A 20,688-nucleotide genomic window follows, 5' to 3' on the forward strand; every position below is an offset into this window, starting at 1 on the left:
ATAATTCGGAGTTATTAAAATGTTTTATGAAAAGTTATTCTATGATAGAGGTTATACAGCACCATGATTTACCAACTATCACAACGGATACGGAAAATAAATGTAATAACATCTATCTTATTAAAATGCTACTTTCAAAAACACAAAAGACTTTATTTATCTATCACAAATAATTCGGAGTAATTAATTACCTTAAAAAATGCAATATATCACACCCATTTTTTAATGTGATATATTTATTGTTTTTTAATAAGGATTGATATATTTTTACAAGCATTTACCTTTTTAATGAATGGCAACCAAAAAGAAAAAAGCTCCATTAACCACCGATTCGGATATTAAGTTAATTCGAAAAGCTAACGAATTGGTAGAAGCTCGTTATAAATTTGATATTTGGGAAACAAGGGTTTTTGCTTATATGCTAACACTTATTAAACACAATGATACCGACTTTAATGAATATACCATCAACACAGGAGATATCGTGCGAGAGTTTAACTTACATGACTCAGGGTTGGTATATGACAGTATAAAAAAAGCGGCAGAAAAACTGTTGGATAAAAAAGTAGAAATCCTTCGTACTACAGCCGAAGGAAAGCGAGAGTATTTTAAAACTCACTTGGTGGCATCAACGGCTAACCCAGAAGAAGGCGCTAAGGAAAATTATATTAAGCTTAGTTTTCATCCTGCGCTCAAACAATTTTTATTAGAATTAAAAGCCAGGTACTTGGTATATGATATTAGAAATATTCTGAGCCTAACCAGTATTTATTCAGTTAGGTTATTTGAATTGTTAAAACAATATCAAAAGATAGGTAAAAGGAAGTTCATGCTAGATGAACTAAAAGAATTGTTATCAATAGAATCACATGAATATCAACTCTATGGTCATTTTAAAGGCTTAATCAAACGAGCAGAAAAAGATTTGGCGAAGTACACGGATATATATTTTCAGTTTGAAGAAGAAATTCAGAAAAGGAAAGTGGTAGCTGTTACTTTCTACATCTTCGAAAATACAAAAAACCAACGATTGAAAGTAGAACCTGTTGCTTCAGCAAAAACTGCTGAAAAGAGCATAGAAATTATTCCTGTAGATAATGTGGTTGAAACATTATTTCAGAAAGTAGAGAAATATGTTACGATACAGCAAGTGAAGAAATGGGTAGGAGAGGTGCCAGCAGACCAAATTGAAAGAGCCATTACCTATACCCTCCATACGTTAGCATCAGGGAAAAAAATAGAAAATATTGGCGGATTCCTCAATACAATGGTTTATACCCCTAATCTTTTCGATAAATACGAAGTAAAGAAAGAAAAAGTAAAAAAAGTAGTTAAACGTAATACAGAACAAAATAGCGAAATATCGATTTTAAAGGAAAAGATAAATACACTACAACAGGCATATGAAAAAGCGCTTGCTGGACTAGATAAACGCTATTTATTGGAAAACCCTATTCTTTATCAACAAATAATTGATAAAATTCAAGCGAATAGTTTTTATGATCATAAGCAATCGCTAGAAAATAATTTAGAACGAGATAGCATCAAAGGGTTACGAACAGCCATATTGTTTGAAATGTTTCCTGAGTATCAATCATTAATGAATCAATTCAATAAAGAAATGACTCAGCTTCATAATCGATTACAAAGCTTACGGTAATTACAATAAGATTTTCTAACTAAAAAACATAGTTAGCAATAACAACAGCATGGGTTAATATTGTCAATTTAGATAAATTAGCCTACAATATCCTTTTCTTCTACAGCAAGCTTCAAAAGCTTTTTTAACATCATCATTACTTTTCTTTGTAAAGCCTAGATTCTTGTTTTATCTTGCATATCATACGAATGATGTTTTTTCTTGAAATTATTAAAACTTGTATTCAGAATTACCAAATACTGAAACCGATTGGTGGCTACGCCTTCTTGATGGAGATCAAGAAGCACTAGGATATTTTTACCAAAAATATGCTGATACACTATTGAAATATGGACTTTCAATAGTGTATAATAGAGATTTAGTACGTGATGCCGTTCAAGAGCTTTTCGTCCAAATATGGAATCGTAGGAAAAACTTATCTACGCCAAATTCTGTAAAATATTATCTAATAGCTTCACTAAGAAGGATTATTCTAAAAAGTGTTATTGATGACAGAAAACAGCTGGATACGAATGCTGATGATGATTATTTCGTAAATAATTATAGCCAAATACCAGAATTAGATGTCCCAGACATTGATAACATTTTACAAAGTGCTATTAGGACGCTCCCACCACGGCAACAAGAATTGGTGTTTTTAAGATTCTTTGAAAACATGAGCTATGAAGCTATTTCAGAAGTAACAGGGCTCGACTACCAGATTCTTCGTAATACTTTATACAGAGCCATCAAAAGTTTAAGGCATAATCTTTCTGATAAAATAGACCTGTTATTGCCTTTGATGCTATTACTGTTTGCTTGTTTATGAAGGAATTGATGCTTTTTTTAATAAAAAAATACGGCAAAGGTTACAAAAACCATAATTTATATCTTTAACTATATAATCCTTAATTATTAATAGCTTCCCATTTGAAAATGAACTATTTAGAATTTGACATAGAAGATTTTATAATGGATGATTTTTTCCAAAAATGGGTAAAAGCACCTGATGAACAGAGTGATGAGTTTTGGAAGCAATGGATTTTGGAGCATCCAGAAAAGAAAAAAGAGATAGATAATGCCATGCACTTTATTAAAAAAGTTGATTTTAATGAGAAATGGACGCCATCGGAACGCTCTAAAATGTGGTCGTATATTGAATCAAACCTTGAAAAAGAAAAGGAACAAAATAATTATAAAAAAGTAAAACTGGAAAATAACTGGAGTTGGTTAGCAATAGCCTGTTCATTGATAATCCTTTGTTCGGTTGCATTGTATTTTTATCGTTTCAGAACACAAGAAACGACTACCGCTTTTAGTGAAACAAAAAAAGTTTTACTCAATGATGGTTCAATCGTAACACTGAATGCAAATTCATCCATTATTTATAAAAATGGGTGGTATGCTAATTCAAATCGAGAAGTATGGATAAAAGGCGATGCTATTTTTGAAGTAAGCAAGCAAGAACTCAAGGGTGAAAAACTCCCTTTTGTAGTTCATGCCGACAACCTAAATGTTGAGGTGCTTGGTACTATTTTTAGCGTGTCAAATCGGAGAAATAAAAAAGACATTGCTTTGCAGCATGGTTCAGTAAAAGTTACGGATGAAAATAATACAACCAACACCGTAATATTACGCCCTGGCGAAGGAGTTAGTCAATCTCAAGAACAACATACGTTAATCAAACAAGAAATAGATAGCCGTTATTATACCTCTTGGAAAGATAAAATCATCCTTTTTAAACAAAAAACCTTGACAGAGATTGCGGTGATGATGAAGGAATGGTATGATATAAACATAATAATAGATAACCCTACCTTGAAAAACGAAACATTTACAGGTTCATTCCCGACGGATTCAGTGGATGTTTTCTTTGTGAAACTACAAAAATTATATCCGATACAAGTCACTAAAAAGGGAGACGCTATACATTTGAAATAATATAGATTTTGTAACAACGCTAATTAGTAGCAGAGAACAAGCATTATTTTTGGCTAATAAATTAATGTATCGAAAATTACTTAGAAATATCTTTTTACTGCTTTTAATATGTGTTTCTTTATGTAGCCAATCTACTGCACAAAGAAAAAAAGGGTTGTCTAACTCGCCCTTAAAAATTTCATTAGTCGAAGCCATCGAAATTTTAGGCAAACATCATCATGTAATTTTTGAGTATAATGACAAATTATTAGCCGATAAAACTGTCGAATTGTCGGCACTTAATAAATATTCTACGCTAGAAAAAACCCTCGATTTCCTCATTAAACCCTTCTCGTTTAAATTTGAAAAATTTAACGAACAGTCTTATCTTATTTATGACCCAAGTATTAACATAAAAAAAAAAATAGGCGTTGAAATAAAAAAAACGACTAATGGAGCTGTTGAAGGCGTAATCATCAAAGGAAATGTGAAGAGTGACGAAGGAAATGAAGCCCTTCAAGGAGTAAGCATTATTATTAAAGGACTTGCTAAAGGAACATCAACTGATAAAGAAGGCAATTTTACGTTAACTGTTCCTAAAGAACATGCCATATTAATCATTTCAAGCATTGGCTATTTGAAGGAAGAAGTTACTATCAACGATAAGCGGTTTATTGAAGTAACGCTCAAAATAGATAATAGTCCTCTGTCAGAAGTAGTAGTAGTTGGTTATGGCATTCAAAAAAAACAGAACCTTATAGGGGCAATAGCTACAATAGGCGCAGAGACATTTAAAGACAGAGCGATTAGTAATGCAGCTTTGGCGCTTCAAGGTTCTACATCTGGCTTAGTTATTACACGCAGTTCATCAAGACCAGGCAATGAAGGACTGAAAATCAGGATTCGTGGAGAATCATCCATTACGGATGTCGACCCACTAATTGTAATTGATGGTATTCCAACATTAGGTACTTGGGAGCTGAGTCAATTAAATACTGACGATATAGCCTCAATTAGTGTGCTAAAAGATGCCTCGGCTGCTATTTATGGTGCAAGGTCTGCTGGTGGTGTAATTTTGATTACGACCAAAAGAGGGAAGGAAGGGAAAATGAAATTAACCTACCATTCCAATATCAGGGCTTCTACATTAGGGAGAACAACGCCTGTAGCCAATATGTCACAATATGCCCAGTTGTTATTAGAAGCCTCAGAACAAGATGGCTTAGGCTATTATTGGATTTATGATAGAGAAAGGCTTGAAAAAATGAAACAAGGAGAGACCTTTCTATGGAATAACCCCATGACAGGATATGGGCAAGTATATCAAGACAACAATTGGATGAAAGCGCTTTATGGTACGGCAGTATCTCAGCAACACAATATTAGTTTAAGTAGTACTACTGATAAATCAAATTATAGGATTTCATTAGCTTATGCTAACAACAAAGGGCTATTGAAACCTGCTTATGATGGAGAAAAAAAATATAATATGCGAGTCAATTATGACTATGCTCTTTCAGAAAAAGTAAAAATTGAAACGGGTATTTCTTATGATAAGAGAGAAGTTTCTTTCCCGATTGCTGGTATTGGAGATGGATGGTATGACCCACCCATCTTTCCTGTTTATAATAGTCAAGGAAATTGGTATGATGATTTTGGTTTTCGGAACCCTATAGCCAAAACAGCAGAAAGCGGGAGAGTAACGACAACCGATGATATTATAAGACTTAATTTAAAGCTTTCTGCCAAATTATGGAAAAATATTACCTTTAGCAGTCAACTATCTAATGTCAACCTCAGAGGTTGGCGAAAACAGTATTATCAAACCTATAAATTATACAATTGGATAGGGGATAGGGTTACTAGTGTCCAAAACCCAGACCCAACCATTCAAGAGGATGTTTATAACACTACTTATCAGAGTTATGGAGGTTTTCTGGATTATAAAAAGACTTTTGAAAAGCATAGTTTTTCGGCCATGGTGGGTGTCACTACTGAATTAAATGACAATAAAAGTTTAATGGGTAAAAGAATGCGCCTTCTGTATCCAGGATTGTATGATTTAAACACCGCTGACCCCGTTAATGCCACCAATGCAGGAGGAGCAAGTCATTGGGGATTATTTTCTTATGTCAGTCGCTTAAATTATGATTATGAAGGAAAATATATCCTTGAATTGACAGGTAGGAGGGATGGCTCTTCGCGTTTTGCGAAGGGCTTTAAGTGGGCTACCTTCGGAGGCGTTTCGGCAGGATGGCTGATTTCCAAAGAGAGATTTATGGAAGAAATACCTTTTATTAATGAATTGAAAATCAGGGGTGGTTATGGCGAAACAGGCGGACAGTCGGGTATAGGGCTTTACGATTATTTGTCAACGATTAATACAGGTACTACCATTTTTGGTGAACCTTATACGATTCAACAAACGGCTTCTTTGACAGGAATGACTAGCACTACCCGCACTTGGGAACGTATTAGTGTGAAAAATATAGGGTTTGATTTTGGCATCATCAATAATAAACTAAGTGGTTCATTTGATTATTTTTTGAAAAGAAATAATGGGATGCTGATAGATGTCGCTTATCCAGAGCTATTGGGTGCAACTGCTCCAAAAACTAATAATGGTATATTAGCGATTAAGGGATGGGAGTTTCAGGTAAATTGGAAAGATAAGATAGGAGGGGACTGTGCTTACAATCTCTCTTTTAACATAAGTGATAATCAAAATAAATTGATTGCCATGGAAGGCAAGAACGCTTGGAATACGGGTTTGGTATCTCAAATACAGGGCTATCCACTTAACGCCATCTTTGTGTATAAAACAGATGGATACTTTCAAACACAAGAGGAAGTAGATGCTTATTATTCGAAATATACAGCCATTAATGATGGAGAACTACCCACCGTAGGTACCCAAAAACTACGCCCTGGCGATTTAAGAAAACTTGATTTAGATGGGAATGGATACATTAGTGCGATAGGAAATGCTAATCAAAACGGAAGCACGGGTGACTTACAGTACATCGGAGATAATGCGCCACATTTCACGTATGGTTTTAATCTAGGCTTTACTTGTAAAGGGTTTGATTTTACTACTTTTCTCCAAGGAGTAGGCAGTCAAAATATGTTAAGATGGGGCTATCTTAATGCTCCTTTTAGGGTTATGTATGTAAATCAAAATCCTAATTTTTTAGGAAATACTTGGACATCCGATAATACTAATGCCGCTTTTCCAAGACTCTCTCTAGTATCTCAAAGAAATAACTGGAATTATAATAATACCGATATTATGGTTCAGAAACTCCGTTATCTAAGACTAAAAACATTTGTCTTGGGGTATTCATTTCCTAAGAATTTAGTCAAGAAAATAGGGCTTGAGAAATGCCGTTTATACGTATCGGGGAATGATTTATGGGAATGGACTACTATCAAAGATGGCTTTGACCCAGAGTTTGGTGAAAATACTAATCAAACATATCCCTTTGCCAGAACTTGGTCGATGGGTCTTGAATTACATTTTTAAAGGGTATTTTCAATGAAACAACGATATACATTTTTTAAAGTTATCATACTACTCATCGGACTAATGAGTTGTGAAGACGAAGTGCTTGATTTACAGCCAATTGATCAAACAACAGAATTTGTCTATTTTAATACGCCAGAACAGTTTAAAGCCGCAGCAAACGATTTCTACACTAAAATGATTGCTTGGAGAAAAATAGATGATAGTTCTATCTATGATTGGATGGATGTAGGGTCTGATTTAACAACCAAAACCACTGTGTATGGACAAGGAGGGGGCATCACGAATGCCATAGATATTTATTGGAGAAACCCTTATAAATATATTAGAAATAATAATATACTCTTAAAAAAAGCCCAAGAGTACCAAGATAACAAAGAGGGAATTAAGCAATATGTTGCAGAAGCTTATTTTTTTAGAGCATGGCACTACTTCTTTTTATTAAAACGTTTTGGTGGAGTACCTATCATTACTACCGTTCTTGATGTTGATTCGCCAGAACTATATTCAAAAAGAGCAAGCAGATATGAAGTGACTAAGCAAATTATTAATGACCTAGACTTGGCCATTAAAGACTTGCCTATCGAACAAAATATTGGTACTGCTGAAAAAGGACATGTGAGTAAATGGGCAGCAATGGCTTTCAAGGCTAGGGTTTTACTGTATGAGGCAACATGGGAAAAATATGTAGGAGAAGCGACGGATTTTGAGAAAGGACAAAAAAAAGAAAATAATACGCTAAAGTATTTAAACGAAGTTATTAGCCTAACCAAAATAGTGATGGAACAAGGCGGATATGAGCTTTGGAATAAACTGGGCGATGAAAGCTATTTTTATTTGTTTAATTTAGATGATGGTCTTTCTAATCCGCTTGGTTTTACAAAAGCTTCTAACAAAGAATTTATCTTAAAAAGTAATTACGATTTTGTATTCTACAAGTCATTGAATAACCTTACCCATACCCTAAGCTCATTATTAGCTCCTAATAGAAAGATGATGGATATGTATCTTTGTAAGGACGGACTCCCCCCTTCTGAATCTTCGGTATTTAAAGGGTACCAAAAAATGGCTGACGAATTTGAGAATAGAGATAATAGATTAACCAATTTTGTTTTTAGGCCTGGGAAAAAATATTGGGGCTATGGATTAAGCATTTGGGGAGGCGGAGCCATTTATGGACAAGACTTTCCACCAACAATAGTGCCCTTTTATCCACAGCTTTATACAAACGTTAATAGTGGATATTTGAATAGAAAATTTTTATCTGAACATCGTTTCAGAGAAGATAACCAAGAGTCTTATGATTATCCGCAAATCAGATTGGCAGAAGTATATTTAATGTATGCCGAGGCTCTCTATGAAAAAGACGGTTTTATTTCTGATGCTAATCTTGATTTGTCAATTAATAAAATTAGAGATAGGGCAGGGGTAGCGCACTTAAGTAATAAGCTAATCAATAATCATCCAAAGTTAACGATGTTAGGAGAAATTAGGAGGGAAAGAACAGTAGAGCTGTATGGAGAAAACTTTCGTTTTGATGATTTAAAACGCTGGAATATTGCTGAACAAGAGTTAAATCAAGCCGTTATGGGAGTAAGGTTAATTGGCAACGAATACGAAACATTCGTAAATAATGGTCAGCCCATTTATATGCCTTCTGCTTATGCTACCTTCGGAATAGACTCACAAACGGGCGCTATTGTTATGGATCCAGCCAGTAATCGAAAATTCACTAAGAAAAGCTATTTGTCACCTATTCCCCTTAATCAAATTATATTAAATCCTTCTTTGAAACAAAACCCTGGTTGGTAATAAATTCTTTAAATATAATCTATTACTATTAGTTGGCGACTTAAGTCGCCAGCTAATAGTAATAAAAACGCTAGCAATCATTTTTGTTGATTACGCCAATATCGTTCTAAGCTTTTTATTTCTTGTTTTGTTACTTGAATCACGCTAGGATGTTTGGGTATGCTAAAATTGGTTGCCTTCATAACACCCTCGTTGAAATGTCCAAGATGCTTAAAGTGAACAAAGTCGGAGGTTTCGCTAAAACCAAAATTATGAGGGCTGATTTGATAAATGTCATAAATCAATACCCATTTATTTTCATTAATTCGTTTAAAAATATTGGGTGCTTCGCAACTAACAATTTCTGGGTCAATCCATGTAGAATCAAAAGTATAGCCACTCGTAAGTAAATCTGAGGTTGCCTGTTTGATACCCGCTGTCTTGCCATCGTGTAAGCAATAGAAAAGGTGATATTTATTGCCCACTTTAGTAATATCACCATCAATATAAGGTTTGTCATTGGGATAATCAAAAAGCACTTTGGGCATACTTTCCAATGATGTAAAGTCTTTGTTCATATAGGCGTAATAAACCTTTTCTTTTCCTGCACCAAAACGCATTGTGAAATATATCATGATTTTGTGTTGATGTTCGTCGTAAATTAATTCAGGTGCCCAAGCACACCCAATGTTTTCTAATTCAGGAAAAGCTTTATCCACTCTTAATACCGTATGTGACCAATGGATTAAGTCAGGAGATTTTAATAAAACCATGCTTCGGTTATTGCCCCATCCATATTCTTTTCTGTCTCTTTCCCACTCAGTAGTTCGGTAACCTGCTTTTTTAGCATAAATATGTAAATCGGTCAATGCAGCATAAAACCAACCATCAGGACCACGCATAATGTGTGGGTCACGAATACCTTTTTGCTCTGCAAGGGTATCTCCATCCATAATTGGTTTGCCATTATTGATGTCTGTAAAGCTGTAGCCATCTTTACTCGTAGCAAAATACAAATCGTGGGTATCGTCTTTAAAGTAAACCATAAGATATCCCGCCATGTCTTTTTCAGTAGGTATTTTTGTGGTTTTTTGTCCTGAAATATGGAAAGCAATTGTTAAGTAAAGGAAAATATATCTATACCTGATATTCATGTTTTACTAAGGTTTTATTTTTTAATAATATATTGATTATTTATTTTATGCGACGTCCTTTATTTCGAATATACTGGGTCATTCCCTTTATAATAGAGATATTTAAATGACGCTTTATTATTACTTAATTCACCTGATGAGGTAGCATACATACCCAATAAACAACCTATATAGCCCCTTGCTTCTAAGGTACTTAAAAATTTTGCATCTACTTTTTCTTTTAAAATTTCCCAGTTTTTGTTATTTGTTGAAAAATAAAAACTATAGGTATCTCCTGCTGATTGAATGCGCAAATACACTTGTTTTATTTTATCGTTTATTGGTGATTCGGCTAATAACTCCATATTCTTACTCTTACTCTTAGGATTACTTTTAAACAATTGAATACTTCCTAATGATTTTGATAAAAAGTAAAAATGTCCTTCGTTTTGAAAAATAGTTAATCCAGCTTTTTCATTAGCTGTCTTTGGTGAAAAATCTAATGCGACTTCAGTTGTACTAAATAAATGTTGCTGACGCTTGCCCAAGAAAGCAGGATTACCTAAATCCATACAAGTTTCAGGTTTGAGGTTAAGGGTCAAGCCACGCTCTTTTGAGGTAGAAAAAGCATTTTTATCAAAACTACGCATCCATAATAAAGACAAGTCAATCCCTTTATCAAAAGTCAATTTATAAGCAAAATTCCCAGATTGTGGTAATGTGCCTTTTTGTTTAACTTCTTTAAAGTTAGCAGTATAGTGGTATTGAATTTCTTTACTATCGGGATTGATGATTGGCCAATCGTTTTTCCATGCCACAGGTGCAATGAATGTCTCACGACCTATATTGTAATAATCACCCGTATAAGGGCGAGTGCCCAAAAAGATAGCATAAGTATTTCCATCTGGACCATCCACTAACTCAGCGTGCCCAGTCGAAGTAATTGGATTTTTCCTATCTTCAGGCAAGTCTTTTTGAGTAAGGATAGGATTGTTTTCATAAGATTCATAAGGACCCTCAATCGTTTTACTACGAAAAACTACTTCAGAATGATTGATGCCAGTACCTCCTTGAGCAGCGTAAAGATAATACCAAGCATTACGTTTCATAATATGTGGTCCTTCAGTCCAAAAGGGCTTTTTACTAAGGTCTGCACCACCATTTATCAATATTTTTTCTTCCCCTTTTATTTTTAAGTTTACGTAATCAAATTCATACATCCGTAATGTTCTATGACCAGCATGTAAAGGTTTATTGTTCGGAGCATCCCCACAAAAAATAAGGTATCCTTTTCCATCATCATCAAAAAACAGAGAAGGGTCAATGCCTTTTGCAGCAGGAAGAAATACAGGATTACTCCATGGCCCCGCAGGGTTTTGAGCGGTAATAACGAAGTTACCACGACGGTCAATTTCTGTACAAGTAATATAAAAAGTGCCATTATGATAACTAATGTCTGGAGCAAAAAGACCTCTGGTCATCTTTGTTTCCATAAAGTCTAATTGAGAAACTCTATCAATAGCATTGCCGATTTGTTTCCAGTTCTTGAGATCTTTGCTATGAAAAACAGAAAGCCCAGGAAAATACGAAAAAGTAGAGTTAACCAGATAGTAATCAGTTTCTACTTTTACAATACTCGGGTCAGGATAAAACCCTGCCAAAATCGGGTTTGTAAGGATAAAGGATTGGGCTTTCATTACAAAATTTGTAATCAATAAGCATAATATAATTAAACCTGTTTTATAGATTTGATTTAGCATAATTTGAATAATTAGATATTAAAAAAATAAGGATATTAAATGTTATTGATGATTATTTGTCATGATGAATTTTACATCATCCACAAATTCTCCAATTTTAATTTCACCTGTCTTGGTTCCTAACAGTGGTTTATTGTTTATTTTCACATTTTCAAATAAAATACCAGACACTTTTCTGTTATCATCAAAACCTTGTATTAGACTAATATTATCTAAAGCGCCACGATAGTTAATATTTTTAAAATGTACGTTTTGAATCCCTCTTCCCGGAGCACCACTGTATTTTTCATTAAAATACACGCGTAGATTGAATACTTGCCCTTCTTGAAATTTTTCAATGCGTATATCATCATATAATAAATTACGGACTAAATTATTGTCACTTGCGTTGATAGATAAACAACCCTGATAATTTCGGTCATCCTCGTCATGCTCTAAAATATCAATGTTTTTAAAGGTAATATTTTCTATGGTGTCGCCCACCCAGCCTTTTTCTGTATTGCCATGTAAACCAACATTGGTTGGATGTGCTATATCTGCCCAAAGTGTAGAGTTTTTGACTATTACATTTTTAGAATTGCCATAAAAATTCCAACGATGGGCATAAATGGCGATACAATCATCTGAAGTACGCAGAAATACACCATCAACCATAACATCAGAACAACTCATTAAATCAATACCATCACTCCACCCTTTACAGCTAAACGATTTAATATTTTTGATAGTAATTCCTTGACTTTCGCCACCATATACCGTATAATGGTCTGGATTCCTGATAATTATCCCGTCCACTTCAATGTTTTTAGCATGCATAATCTCTATGCCTCGTTGTGGATTATCAATGATTCCTCTTCCAAAAATTTTCACATTTTCTACTTTATTGCATACTAATTTACCTTTCAGTACAGCTCCCCCATCAATATAAACAATCGTATTGCTAGGAATAATAAAAGCTTTTTTGGTCGAATCAGTTGGTAAATGTGTTCCATTGCCAAAATACATGACGTTTTTATCAGTAGACTTAGGAATATTTTGGAGAATAGCATTGGCAAAAACATGTAGATTATGCAGCCTATCGCCATCTATTTCAATAGAGAGATTACGAGGTTTGTTCAACGTAAAGAAGATAGTATTGTTCTTTACAGTAGATTTTATGCCGTATGATAATGGGCGAATCTTAACAGCATGAATATCTCCATTGTTTTTAGTAATAGCCACTTCTACCGTTTTAGAAAAATCAAAATTGACCATAGATGCTTCCTGCACATTGTCCATGTCAACCTTTACTTTATACTCATATAGGTCTTGCCATTGCCCGCCAACATTACGGACTCTTACCGTAAAGTCATCATTATGAGCAGTATAGTATAATTCCTTGGGTACTGAATAAGTAATTAACGATTGTGAATAAAGATTATATTGGATGAATAGTAGTATTGATAAAAAGAATATTCGTTGTATGTTCATGATTTTGTTAGTAATTAAAATTTATAAGGATTTTATAAGCATTCCTAATGCCTATAAAAGAGGGTAGTGATATATGGCAATACCCCACTCGATAGGTTTATCTTTTCTCCCATCTGTATGTCTGTTCAAACTCAGGGAACATTTTAATAAAATAAATAATCAGGCTGAAAAATATCAGCCTGATTTTCAACAGGTCAAAGACCTTTCATTAATCTATTTATTGATTAGGTTCTATTTAATTACTTTAATAACTACGGCTTGAAATTCATTAACAACTTTCAAAAGATATATTCCACTGCTAAGATTGTTTGCTGGAAATACAAACTGCTCTGTTTCACTAGGTTGTTCTATTGAGTGGGTCAATACTTGAAGTCCATTAATATTTGTCAAAGAGATAGAAAGAGGCAAGCCTTTCGTTCCTTTGATTAATACCTCACCTCTATCACTTACAATAGGATTCCCTAGCATAATCGCCTCCAAACCAGATGAGGATTCTTCTTTGTCTGCTGAAATTCTACCGTTAGCAATTACTGATGGTTCTGTACCATAAATCAATTGACCTTGGTAATACACTGTCACTTTATCATTCAGCGTCATAGTCGTATTTGTATTGAATGAATAATCATCTGCTTGATTAAAATTCGACCAATCTGCCTTGCCTATTCTATACTGAATATTCCCCGTACTACTTGATGGATAGAAAGTGCCCAAATTTGCTTTTACACTCAGTTGCAAATAAGTATTCGCTCCTGTTTGAACAGGGTTCAGTGTTACAAATCCTGATTCAATATTAGCATTTCCTAAGGCCGCATAGTCTAAGTAATAATTCAGATTAGAAGTACCTTCTTTCGTAAACCAATACCTTACTTTTACATCTCCATAGGCTACTGGCATATTTCCTTCATTGTTAATTTTCAGATAAGTACTAATCGTGTTAGTCGTAGCACTAGCCTTCGTTTCAGTATATACCTTTAAATTAACGACAGAGGGCACAGCAACAGGTTCAACACCCCAAACCAACACGCCATTACGATACATCGTAATATGTTCGTTATAAGCATAAACACTTGAACTGGTGTAAGAATAGTCATCACTTTCAGCGAGATTGCTCCAATTACTATTTGCGAATCTTGACTGTATTTGTCCTGAATTACCCCCCGCAACTAAGTTTCCAGCACTAGCCTCAAAACCATATTCTATGTATCCGAAAGCACCATTTTTTGGACTCGACAAAGGAACATACTTCATTTTTACATTGCTGTTCCCAAGTTGTGCATAATCAATCCAAGTGCTTATTCCAGCATAGTTTTCAGGAGTCACCCAGTAACGAAGCGTCAGTTCATTGTAAGGAATAGTGCTAGTACCTTCGTTGTAAACAATCAAGTTAGGTTTAATTTGATTATTCGTCAGATTATTATCCCCATCTTGATATTTTACTTTCAGCGTTGCAATAACCGTTAGTGTCTGACTAACATCGATAGCAGGATTATACGTCTGATTACCATTTTGTGAAGCAGTAATCGTACTTGTTCCTGTACCTACTAAATGAATTTTACCATTAACGATAGTGGCGACAGCAGGATTTGAACTTGTATAAGAAATGCTCAAATTAGAACTAGCCAAGGCTCCACCTTCAAAATCAGCTTCACCTAAAATCTTATTAGGAATACTAGCGAAAGTAATGCTTTGGGTTTTCTTTAAAACTGTCAAACTCTGAGTCACAGGTGTTGCAGATAAATATGTTGCATTGCCAGCTTGTGAAGCTGTAATAGTAGTCGTGCCAGCACCAATAATATGGACTTTCCCGTTCACAATTGTAGCTACTGTAGGGTTTGAACTGGTATAAGCAACTGCCAAATTTGAACTAGCAGTGGCTCCTGTTTCAAAGTCTTCATCACCTACATATTTATTTGCTAAAGCATTGAAGGTAATACTTTGGCTTTTTTTCAGCACTGTTAACGTCTGTGTTACAGGAGTTGCTGCGGTATATATTGCGTTTCCAACTTGTGTAGCTGTGATATTTGTTGTTCCAGCTCCAACAATATGAATTTGTCCATTTACAATTGTTGCTACAGATGGATTGCTACTGGTATAAGAAACAGATAAACCTGAATTTACTGTTGCACCACCATCAAAATCAATATCACCAACAGTTTTAGTTTGTAAAGGATTAAATGTGATAATTTGCAAACTAGCCACAGGAATTAGTAAAATAGGAAATGAGGTAGGAGGTGATGAAGTTGTAGATGACGTTGACAGCATACTTGTCTCATTGATATACCAATATCCATAGCCAGCTTTTTGTGCTTTTTGAATGGCGTAAGTAGTACCGTTGAAATATACATTCATTGTATTCCAAGTGGCATCATATACGTTCTTCCCAAACTGAGCACCTTCATTGATGTAGTTTAGATATGTACTATTTGGGGCACTCTCATGTATTATTTTATATCGACCATTTGACTGCTTTATAATATTCCAAATTTGGTTTGTTCTATCCGTATTCAATGCTTCAAAAACGGGAACATTTGTAGTGTTTTTGGTCCAATAAGATTCAGTATTAGGAATCTTGATAAAATAATTACCATTCGCTAACAGATTGGTGTTGTAATAAATCGTCTTTTTGAACTCATTTATGGCATTCGTTAAAATGAGTATTTCAGCATTTACTTGGTCGGCCGTTACCAAAGTGTTATAGCGAGCTAACGTAGCAGCAATAACATTACTAAAAGTCTGCTTGGCATCTACAGGATACTTTCCTACCTCTTGCGTTGTAGAGGTTTGAGCTGCATCTCTAATCGCTTTAGCTTCATCAAGTTTGGCATCAAGAGGATAATAAATATCTAATACAAATTCAAATGGAAAAGAAGATGGTACAGCACTATAGTTATTTCCCTGTTGTACTCGAACGGTATCTTTATCTATATACCAGTATCCTCCGTTTCCAGTTTTCTGAATAGCATATCTAGTACCACTGCGGTATAGATTAATAGTATTTAATGTCGAATCATAAACTTCTGATCCGAATTGTGCATTCGCATCGATATGATTATTATATCCACTAGGAGCATCGCCAAATGATGAAATCTTATATCTGCCATTTGTTTCTTTGGTAACTCTCCAACGTTGCAAATTTTTATCAGATTTTAGTGTTCCAAAAGTCAGGCTATTACTTGACGCATTTTTTGTTAGCAAAGAATCTGACCCAGCTATTTTGATATAATATACTCCAGTAGCGATACTATTAGTATAAGTAGCACGGTCATCCAACAACTGAATATCATTACCCGTGCCTCCTTTATAAGTAATTCTGAAATTATACCCACTCACGTTTACTATGGACATTTCTGGTAAATCTTTGAATGTTCCTATAATGGCACTAGTACCCGTATTGTCCAGAATAGTGAATGTTGAACCTAAAGGTATTGTACCTGAAACAACATTGTTTATCAATAATTTAGCCTGATTTAATTGTGCATTCCCAACAATAACTTTATCGGAAGAGACGGCTACGTTATTGACATCAACCTTATACGTTGCATCACTGTTTAAAGCAAGTAATGTACTTGTTGTAAAAGTACCAATTGTTCCGTCTGTTCCTGGCACTAGCAAAGCACCCGTTCCATCATTCGTACCAATTGTTACAACGGCTGTACTTTTTCCAGTTCCTCCAAATGAACCACTTTTAGCAATAATTTGGCTACTGTATGTACCCGTTGTATTGCTGTTATTCAATAAAAATGTTCCGTTTAATATGGTGGTTGTTCCTCCAAAAGTACTATTCCCAGAGAAAGTCAAAATGCCAGTACCTACTTTTTCAACCGATAATGTTCCTGTTGCATTGGCTATTGTACCGCCAAAGTTAGTATTTGTATTCAAAGCGCCAATTCTGATAATAGGAGTACCTGCAACATTACAACGAATACCACCTCTGCCTGATAATGAGCCAAATTCAAGTGCTCCTGAACTATACATAATTCTGTGACAATCTACGCCAACGGCATCCAACAACCATGCTGCATTGGCACTGCCAGATTCTGGAACCATAAATGCCATACGGTGATTACCACTTCGTAACTTAGTAATGAATGTTCCTGTAAAACTGCTGTTATTTCCATAAAGGCTAATGGTAGCATAATTATCCGAACCATCATTGATGAATGTACCATTACCCAAAAGTCGTCCATAGAAATTTAAACTCCCTTGGCGTTCATAAAAGTATCCAGTATTTCCAGCTGTTACTTCGATGTCGTTGTATAAAGTGGCAGGATTTACATTGGCACCTGTGTATAAAGCACCACCTTCTAAGATGATTTTACCAGTACCCAAAGGACCAGCAGTAGGCGAGCCAGATGTTCCCGTTCCAATTCCCACAACTTGAATACCATCTGTTGAACCCCAATTATAACCTATTGTTCCACGAATAACAGTATTGCCAGTATATGTATTTGCGCCTGACATCACAAGAGCCGAGGTTCCTGTTTTCAGTAAACTACCTGAGCCACTAACTACGCCATTAAGTTCTATTCTATTATTTTTGGCATTTACATTTAACTGTCCGTCTAAAACAATTGGCGTTGATAATATTTGTGCTTGTGAAGAATTATTCACTAAATCACTCTTTAAAGTGATGCCATTTCCAGCAATGGTATAATTCACGGCATCATCAGCAAAGAGTATTCTTGAAGCTACCAATCCCGTTAAATCATTGTTCAATGTATAGGTTTCTGTCTCTTTAAAATTCAAAATAGCTGGATTTATTGGAACAACATTTTCTATCCAGTTAGTAGGGACGTTGAATGTATTACTCGTTGGTGTTTCGTTCCAAGTTAAGCTATTGGTGCCAGGATTTCCGAATACTTCTGCTGAAATACCACTTTCTAAGTTAGTCCCTTTTGAAGAGATAACGTAGTAATACGCCGTGCCATTCGTAACATTATTATCTGTATAAGTATTGGTACCAACAGAAGCAATTTCAGTATAAGGCCCACCGCTGATAGTAGCACGCTTTACTTTATACGTTGATGCTCCGTCAGCAGTATTCCATGTTAAATGTACCTGTCCGTTTTGGTTTGTCGCCACAATATTCGTTGGTACAGCAGGAGGAACAGCGCCAGAAACTTCGTTAGATACTGCACTTTCATTTTCTCCTACCAAAGCCGTTACTACATAATAATTATTAACTTCATAGGCAGGCGAAGGGTCTGTAAAGGAAGTCCCCGTAATATTTGCTTGAATGGTGGTATAAGGCCCGCCAGATGTTAGAGAACGTTTTACCGAGTAGCTAGTAGTATTATCAGTGGCAGTCCACGAAAGCTTGATAGAAGAGTTCGCAGCATTAACGGCCAAACTATTGATGGCAATAGGCGCTTGATTGCTTATCACATCAATCACTAATGCAGCCTTTCCTGTTCCATTGGCATTTGTCGCTTCTAAAAGCACTACACTCTTCCCTACAGTTGTTGGGATTCCACTAATTACGCCAGTTGTTGCATTGATGCTTAGCCCCGTAGGTAAACCTGTCGCAGCAAAAGTAGTGGGTGTTCCTGTAGCAGTAATATTAAAATTGAATGCTGTTCCCACAGTTGCTGTTGCCGAAGTAGTACTATTGATTTCAGGAGAACCAACAGCAAAAGTATTGTTGACTGCTACATTAGTAAAAGTAGCCGTATTTAAGGCAGAAGTGTTTCTTGAGGCAGTATAGAAACCAATATAAGTATCAGTAGGGAATGGAATGATAAACAAAGCGATGTTTGTCCATGTTACGCCATCGTGTGAATGGTAGGCAAATACTCTGTTTCCTACGCGCTCTAACTTAAGCCACCATGATGAACTGGTGCTGTAATGGGTATAACCACTGTTTGCAGCAGTTGCTCCTAATCCACTTACATTAATGGTTCCTGGGGGATTAAAATTAATAGATACATAGTTGGAGATAGTCGATAATGATTCACGAATCATTAATCCTGAGACAGCATTCGCTACAGAATTATTCTCAATTTTAGCGACGATGGCAACGTCCCCTTTTACAGGTTTGAAGGTAAAATTACTCGAATTTGAGGGAGCTGTTCCTGCTCCTTTCAGTGTCCATGTTCCTGCATTAGAATTAACACTCCCTTTAATGCCTGTCACACCAATATCTGTATTACTAAAATAGCTTGAAGGAACAACACTTTCAGAAGGATAAACAATCGGAGTCATGGGAGTAGCTGTTGAATTATCCGATGACTTCAAGTATAAGAATGACCAAGCTCCTTCGCCGACCAGTGTGCGCATCTGGTCTGTATAAGGAGTAGGAATGCCTTTACGAAGTGAATAAGCACCTTGAATGATATTATTGAATGGGTGCTGTTTACGAGAACCAGTAGCAATTCCCCAACCTGAAGTCCAGTAAGTAGAATAGCCACCATACGGAGTGAATGTTAGTCCAGTAGGGTCAATAGCATAGTGATTATATAACTCGCCAATTGCTAATAGACGATTATTCATTTCCGCAAACATATCATTACCTTGTTTAAAAGCCACTTCACCATCCCAAGCCAATGCCCAAGCCTGTCCAAACCAGTGGTCATCTCTACCTGTATCACCAACCTGACCAGAAGGAATACTATTACGTAAACCAGCACCTGCTTCGATACGATACGATTCAATAGCTTGATTCCATTTCACTTCATCATCTAAAAATGCTGCAATACCCAGTGCAATTTGCAATTGGATAGCTCCTTTATTACAATCTCTCAGCGGATTAGGAACCCAAGAAGCAGGGTAGAGGACATTCGCAAAATAATTATTAACGTGTGCAGTATTGTCGGCTGTCCAACCCGAATAGGTACTTTTCAAAATATCTGCGGCTGTGATAAAATAAGGGGCATAATCGCCAATATCAAGCATATTTTCGCCACCACCCCACGTAGTATTAGTAACAGCCCAAGCGTCTAGTATCTGAGTGGCTTTGGCGGCATAAGCTGCCTCCCCCGTAAAAACATACATAAACGTAAGGTTGTGGATAGCAACCATGTCTATTTTCCATGCACTATTGTTTAAATCTGGAGACCTCGTAACATTTGCAAATGGCCCACGCATGGAGAATGAAAGTTGAGAACGATAATCATTTTTCAAGGCGTTATAACCTGTTAGCCAAGGCTCTTGGGTAATATTGGCTTTTAACTGATTCAAATCGTACTGGGTAAATGGAATACCCGGATGCACAAATGTTTTTTGGGCTTTAATTTGATGCTGAACTACAAAAATCAGTAGCAACAATCCAAATATAAAATTTGAGTAATACTTTTTCATAGTACTGTTTTGTTAAAGGTTGATTTAAGTATTATCATTTAATCCAAATAATCTTTTTTAGGTAGTAATTCCTCACAACGAGTTAATACTACCTGAATCAAGGAAGTAGCAGAGTAAATGAAATAATAAGAATAATTACGGCTGGAAGTTGTTGGT

Annotated in this window: 9 protein-coding genes; 5 read left to right on the forward strand and 4 right to left on the reverse strand. The window is 35.5% G+C overall.

All coding sequences use genetic code 11. The annotated features are described in order from the left end of the window. The first annotated feature begins 292 nt into the window (after positions 1-292). The 5 genes from AC07N0_RS20135 (at position 293) to AC07N0_RS20155 (ending at position 8,894) form a co-directional block, all read left to right on the forward strand. A complete protein-coding gene (locus AC07N0_RS20135; protein ID WP_494590722.1) occupies positions 293-1,660 on the forward strand; it encodes a replication initiation protein in 1,368 nt (455 codons plus the stop codon). A gap of 217 nt (positions 1,661-1,877) precedes the next feature. Next, positions 1,878-2,468, forward strand: coding sequence for an RNA polymerase sigma factor (locus AC07N0_RS20140; RefSeq protein ID WP_494590723.1), 591 nt, complete (start codon positions 1,878-1,880; stop codon positions 2,466-2,468). Between the two features lie 107 nt (positions 2,469-2,575). Continuing rightward, positions 2,576-3,580, forward strand: a complete 1,005-nt coding sequence (locus tag AC07N0_RS20145; RefSeq protein WP_494590724.1) for a FecR family protein — start codon at positions 2,576-2,578, stop codon at positions 3,578-3,580. 154 nt (positions 3,581-3,734) lie between these two features. Then, positions 3,735-7,082, forward strand: coding sequence for a SusC/RagA family TonB-linked outer membrane protein (locus AC07N0_RS20150; protein WP_494590725.1), 3,348 nt, complete (start codon positions 3,735-3,737; stop codon positions 7,080-7,082). A gap of 12 nt (positions 7,083-7,094) precedes the next feature. Then, positions 7,095-8,894, forward strand: a complete 1,800-nt coding sequence (locus AC07N0_RS20155) for a RagB/SusD family nutrient uptake outer membrane protein (RefSeq protein ID WP_494590726.1) — start codon at positions 7,095-7,097, stop codon at positions 8,892-8,894. A 77-nt stretch (positions 8,895-8,971) separates the two neighbouring features. Here the strand turns inward: AC07N0_RS20155 and AC07N0_RS20160 are convergent, their stop codons facing one another. The 4 genes from AC07N0_RS20160 to AC07N0_RS20175 form a co-directional block, all read right to left on the reverse strand. Continuing rightward, positions 8,972-10,027 carry a glycoside hydrolase family 43 protein gene (locus AC07N0_RS20160; protein ID WP_494590727.1) on the reverse strand — a complete coding sequence of 352 codons (1,056 nt, stop codon included), beginning with the start codon at positions 10,025-10,027 and terminating at the stop codon, positions 8,972-8,974. A gap of 59 nt (positions 10,028-10,086) precedes the next feature. Beyond that, positions 10,087-11,766, reverse strand: coding sequence for a glycoside hydrolase family 43 protein (locus AC07N0_RS20165; protein WP_494590728.1), 1,680 nt, complete (start codon positions 11,764-11,766; stop codon positions 10,087-10,089). 42 nt (positions 11,767-11,808) lie between these two features. Beyond that, entirely contained in the window at positions 11,809-13,236 is a 1,428-nt protein-coding gene (locus tag AC07N0_RS20170; protein ID WP_494590729.1) for a glycosyl hydrolase family 28 protein, read from the reverse strand. A gap of 231 nt (positions 13,237-13,467) precedes the next feature. Continuing rightward, positions 13,468-20,532 carry a cellulose binding domain-containing protein gene (locus AC07N0_RS20175; RefSeq protein ID WP_494590730.1) on the reverse strand — a complete coding sequence of 2,355 codons (7,065 nt, stop codon included), beginning with the start codon at positions 20,530-20,532 and terminating at the stop codon, positions 13,468-13,470. Between the last annotated feature and the right edge of the window lie 156 nt (positions 20,533-20,688).

Source organism: Arcicella sp. GW821-FHT09D11 (assembly GCF_059416265.1).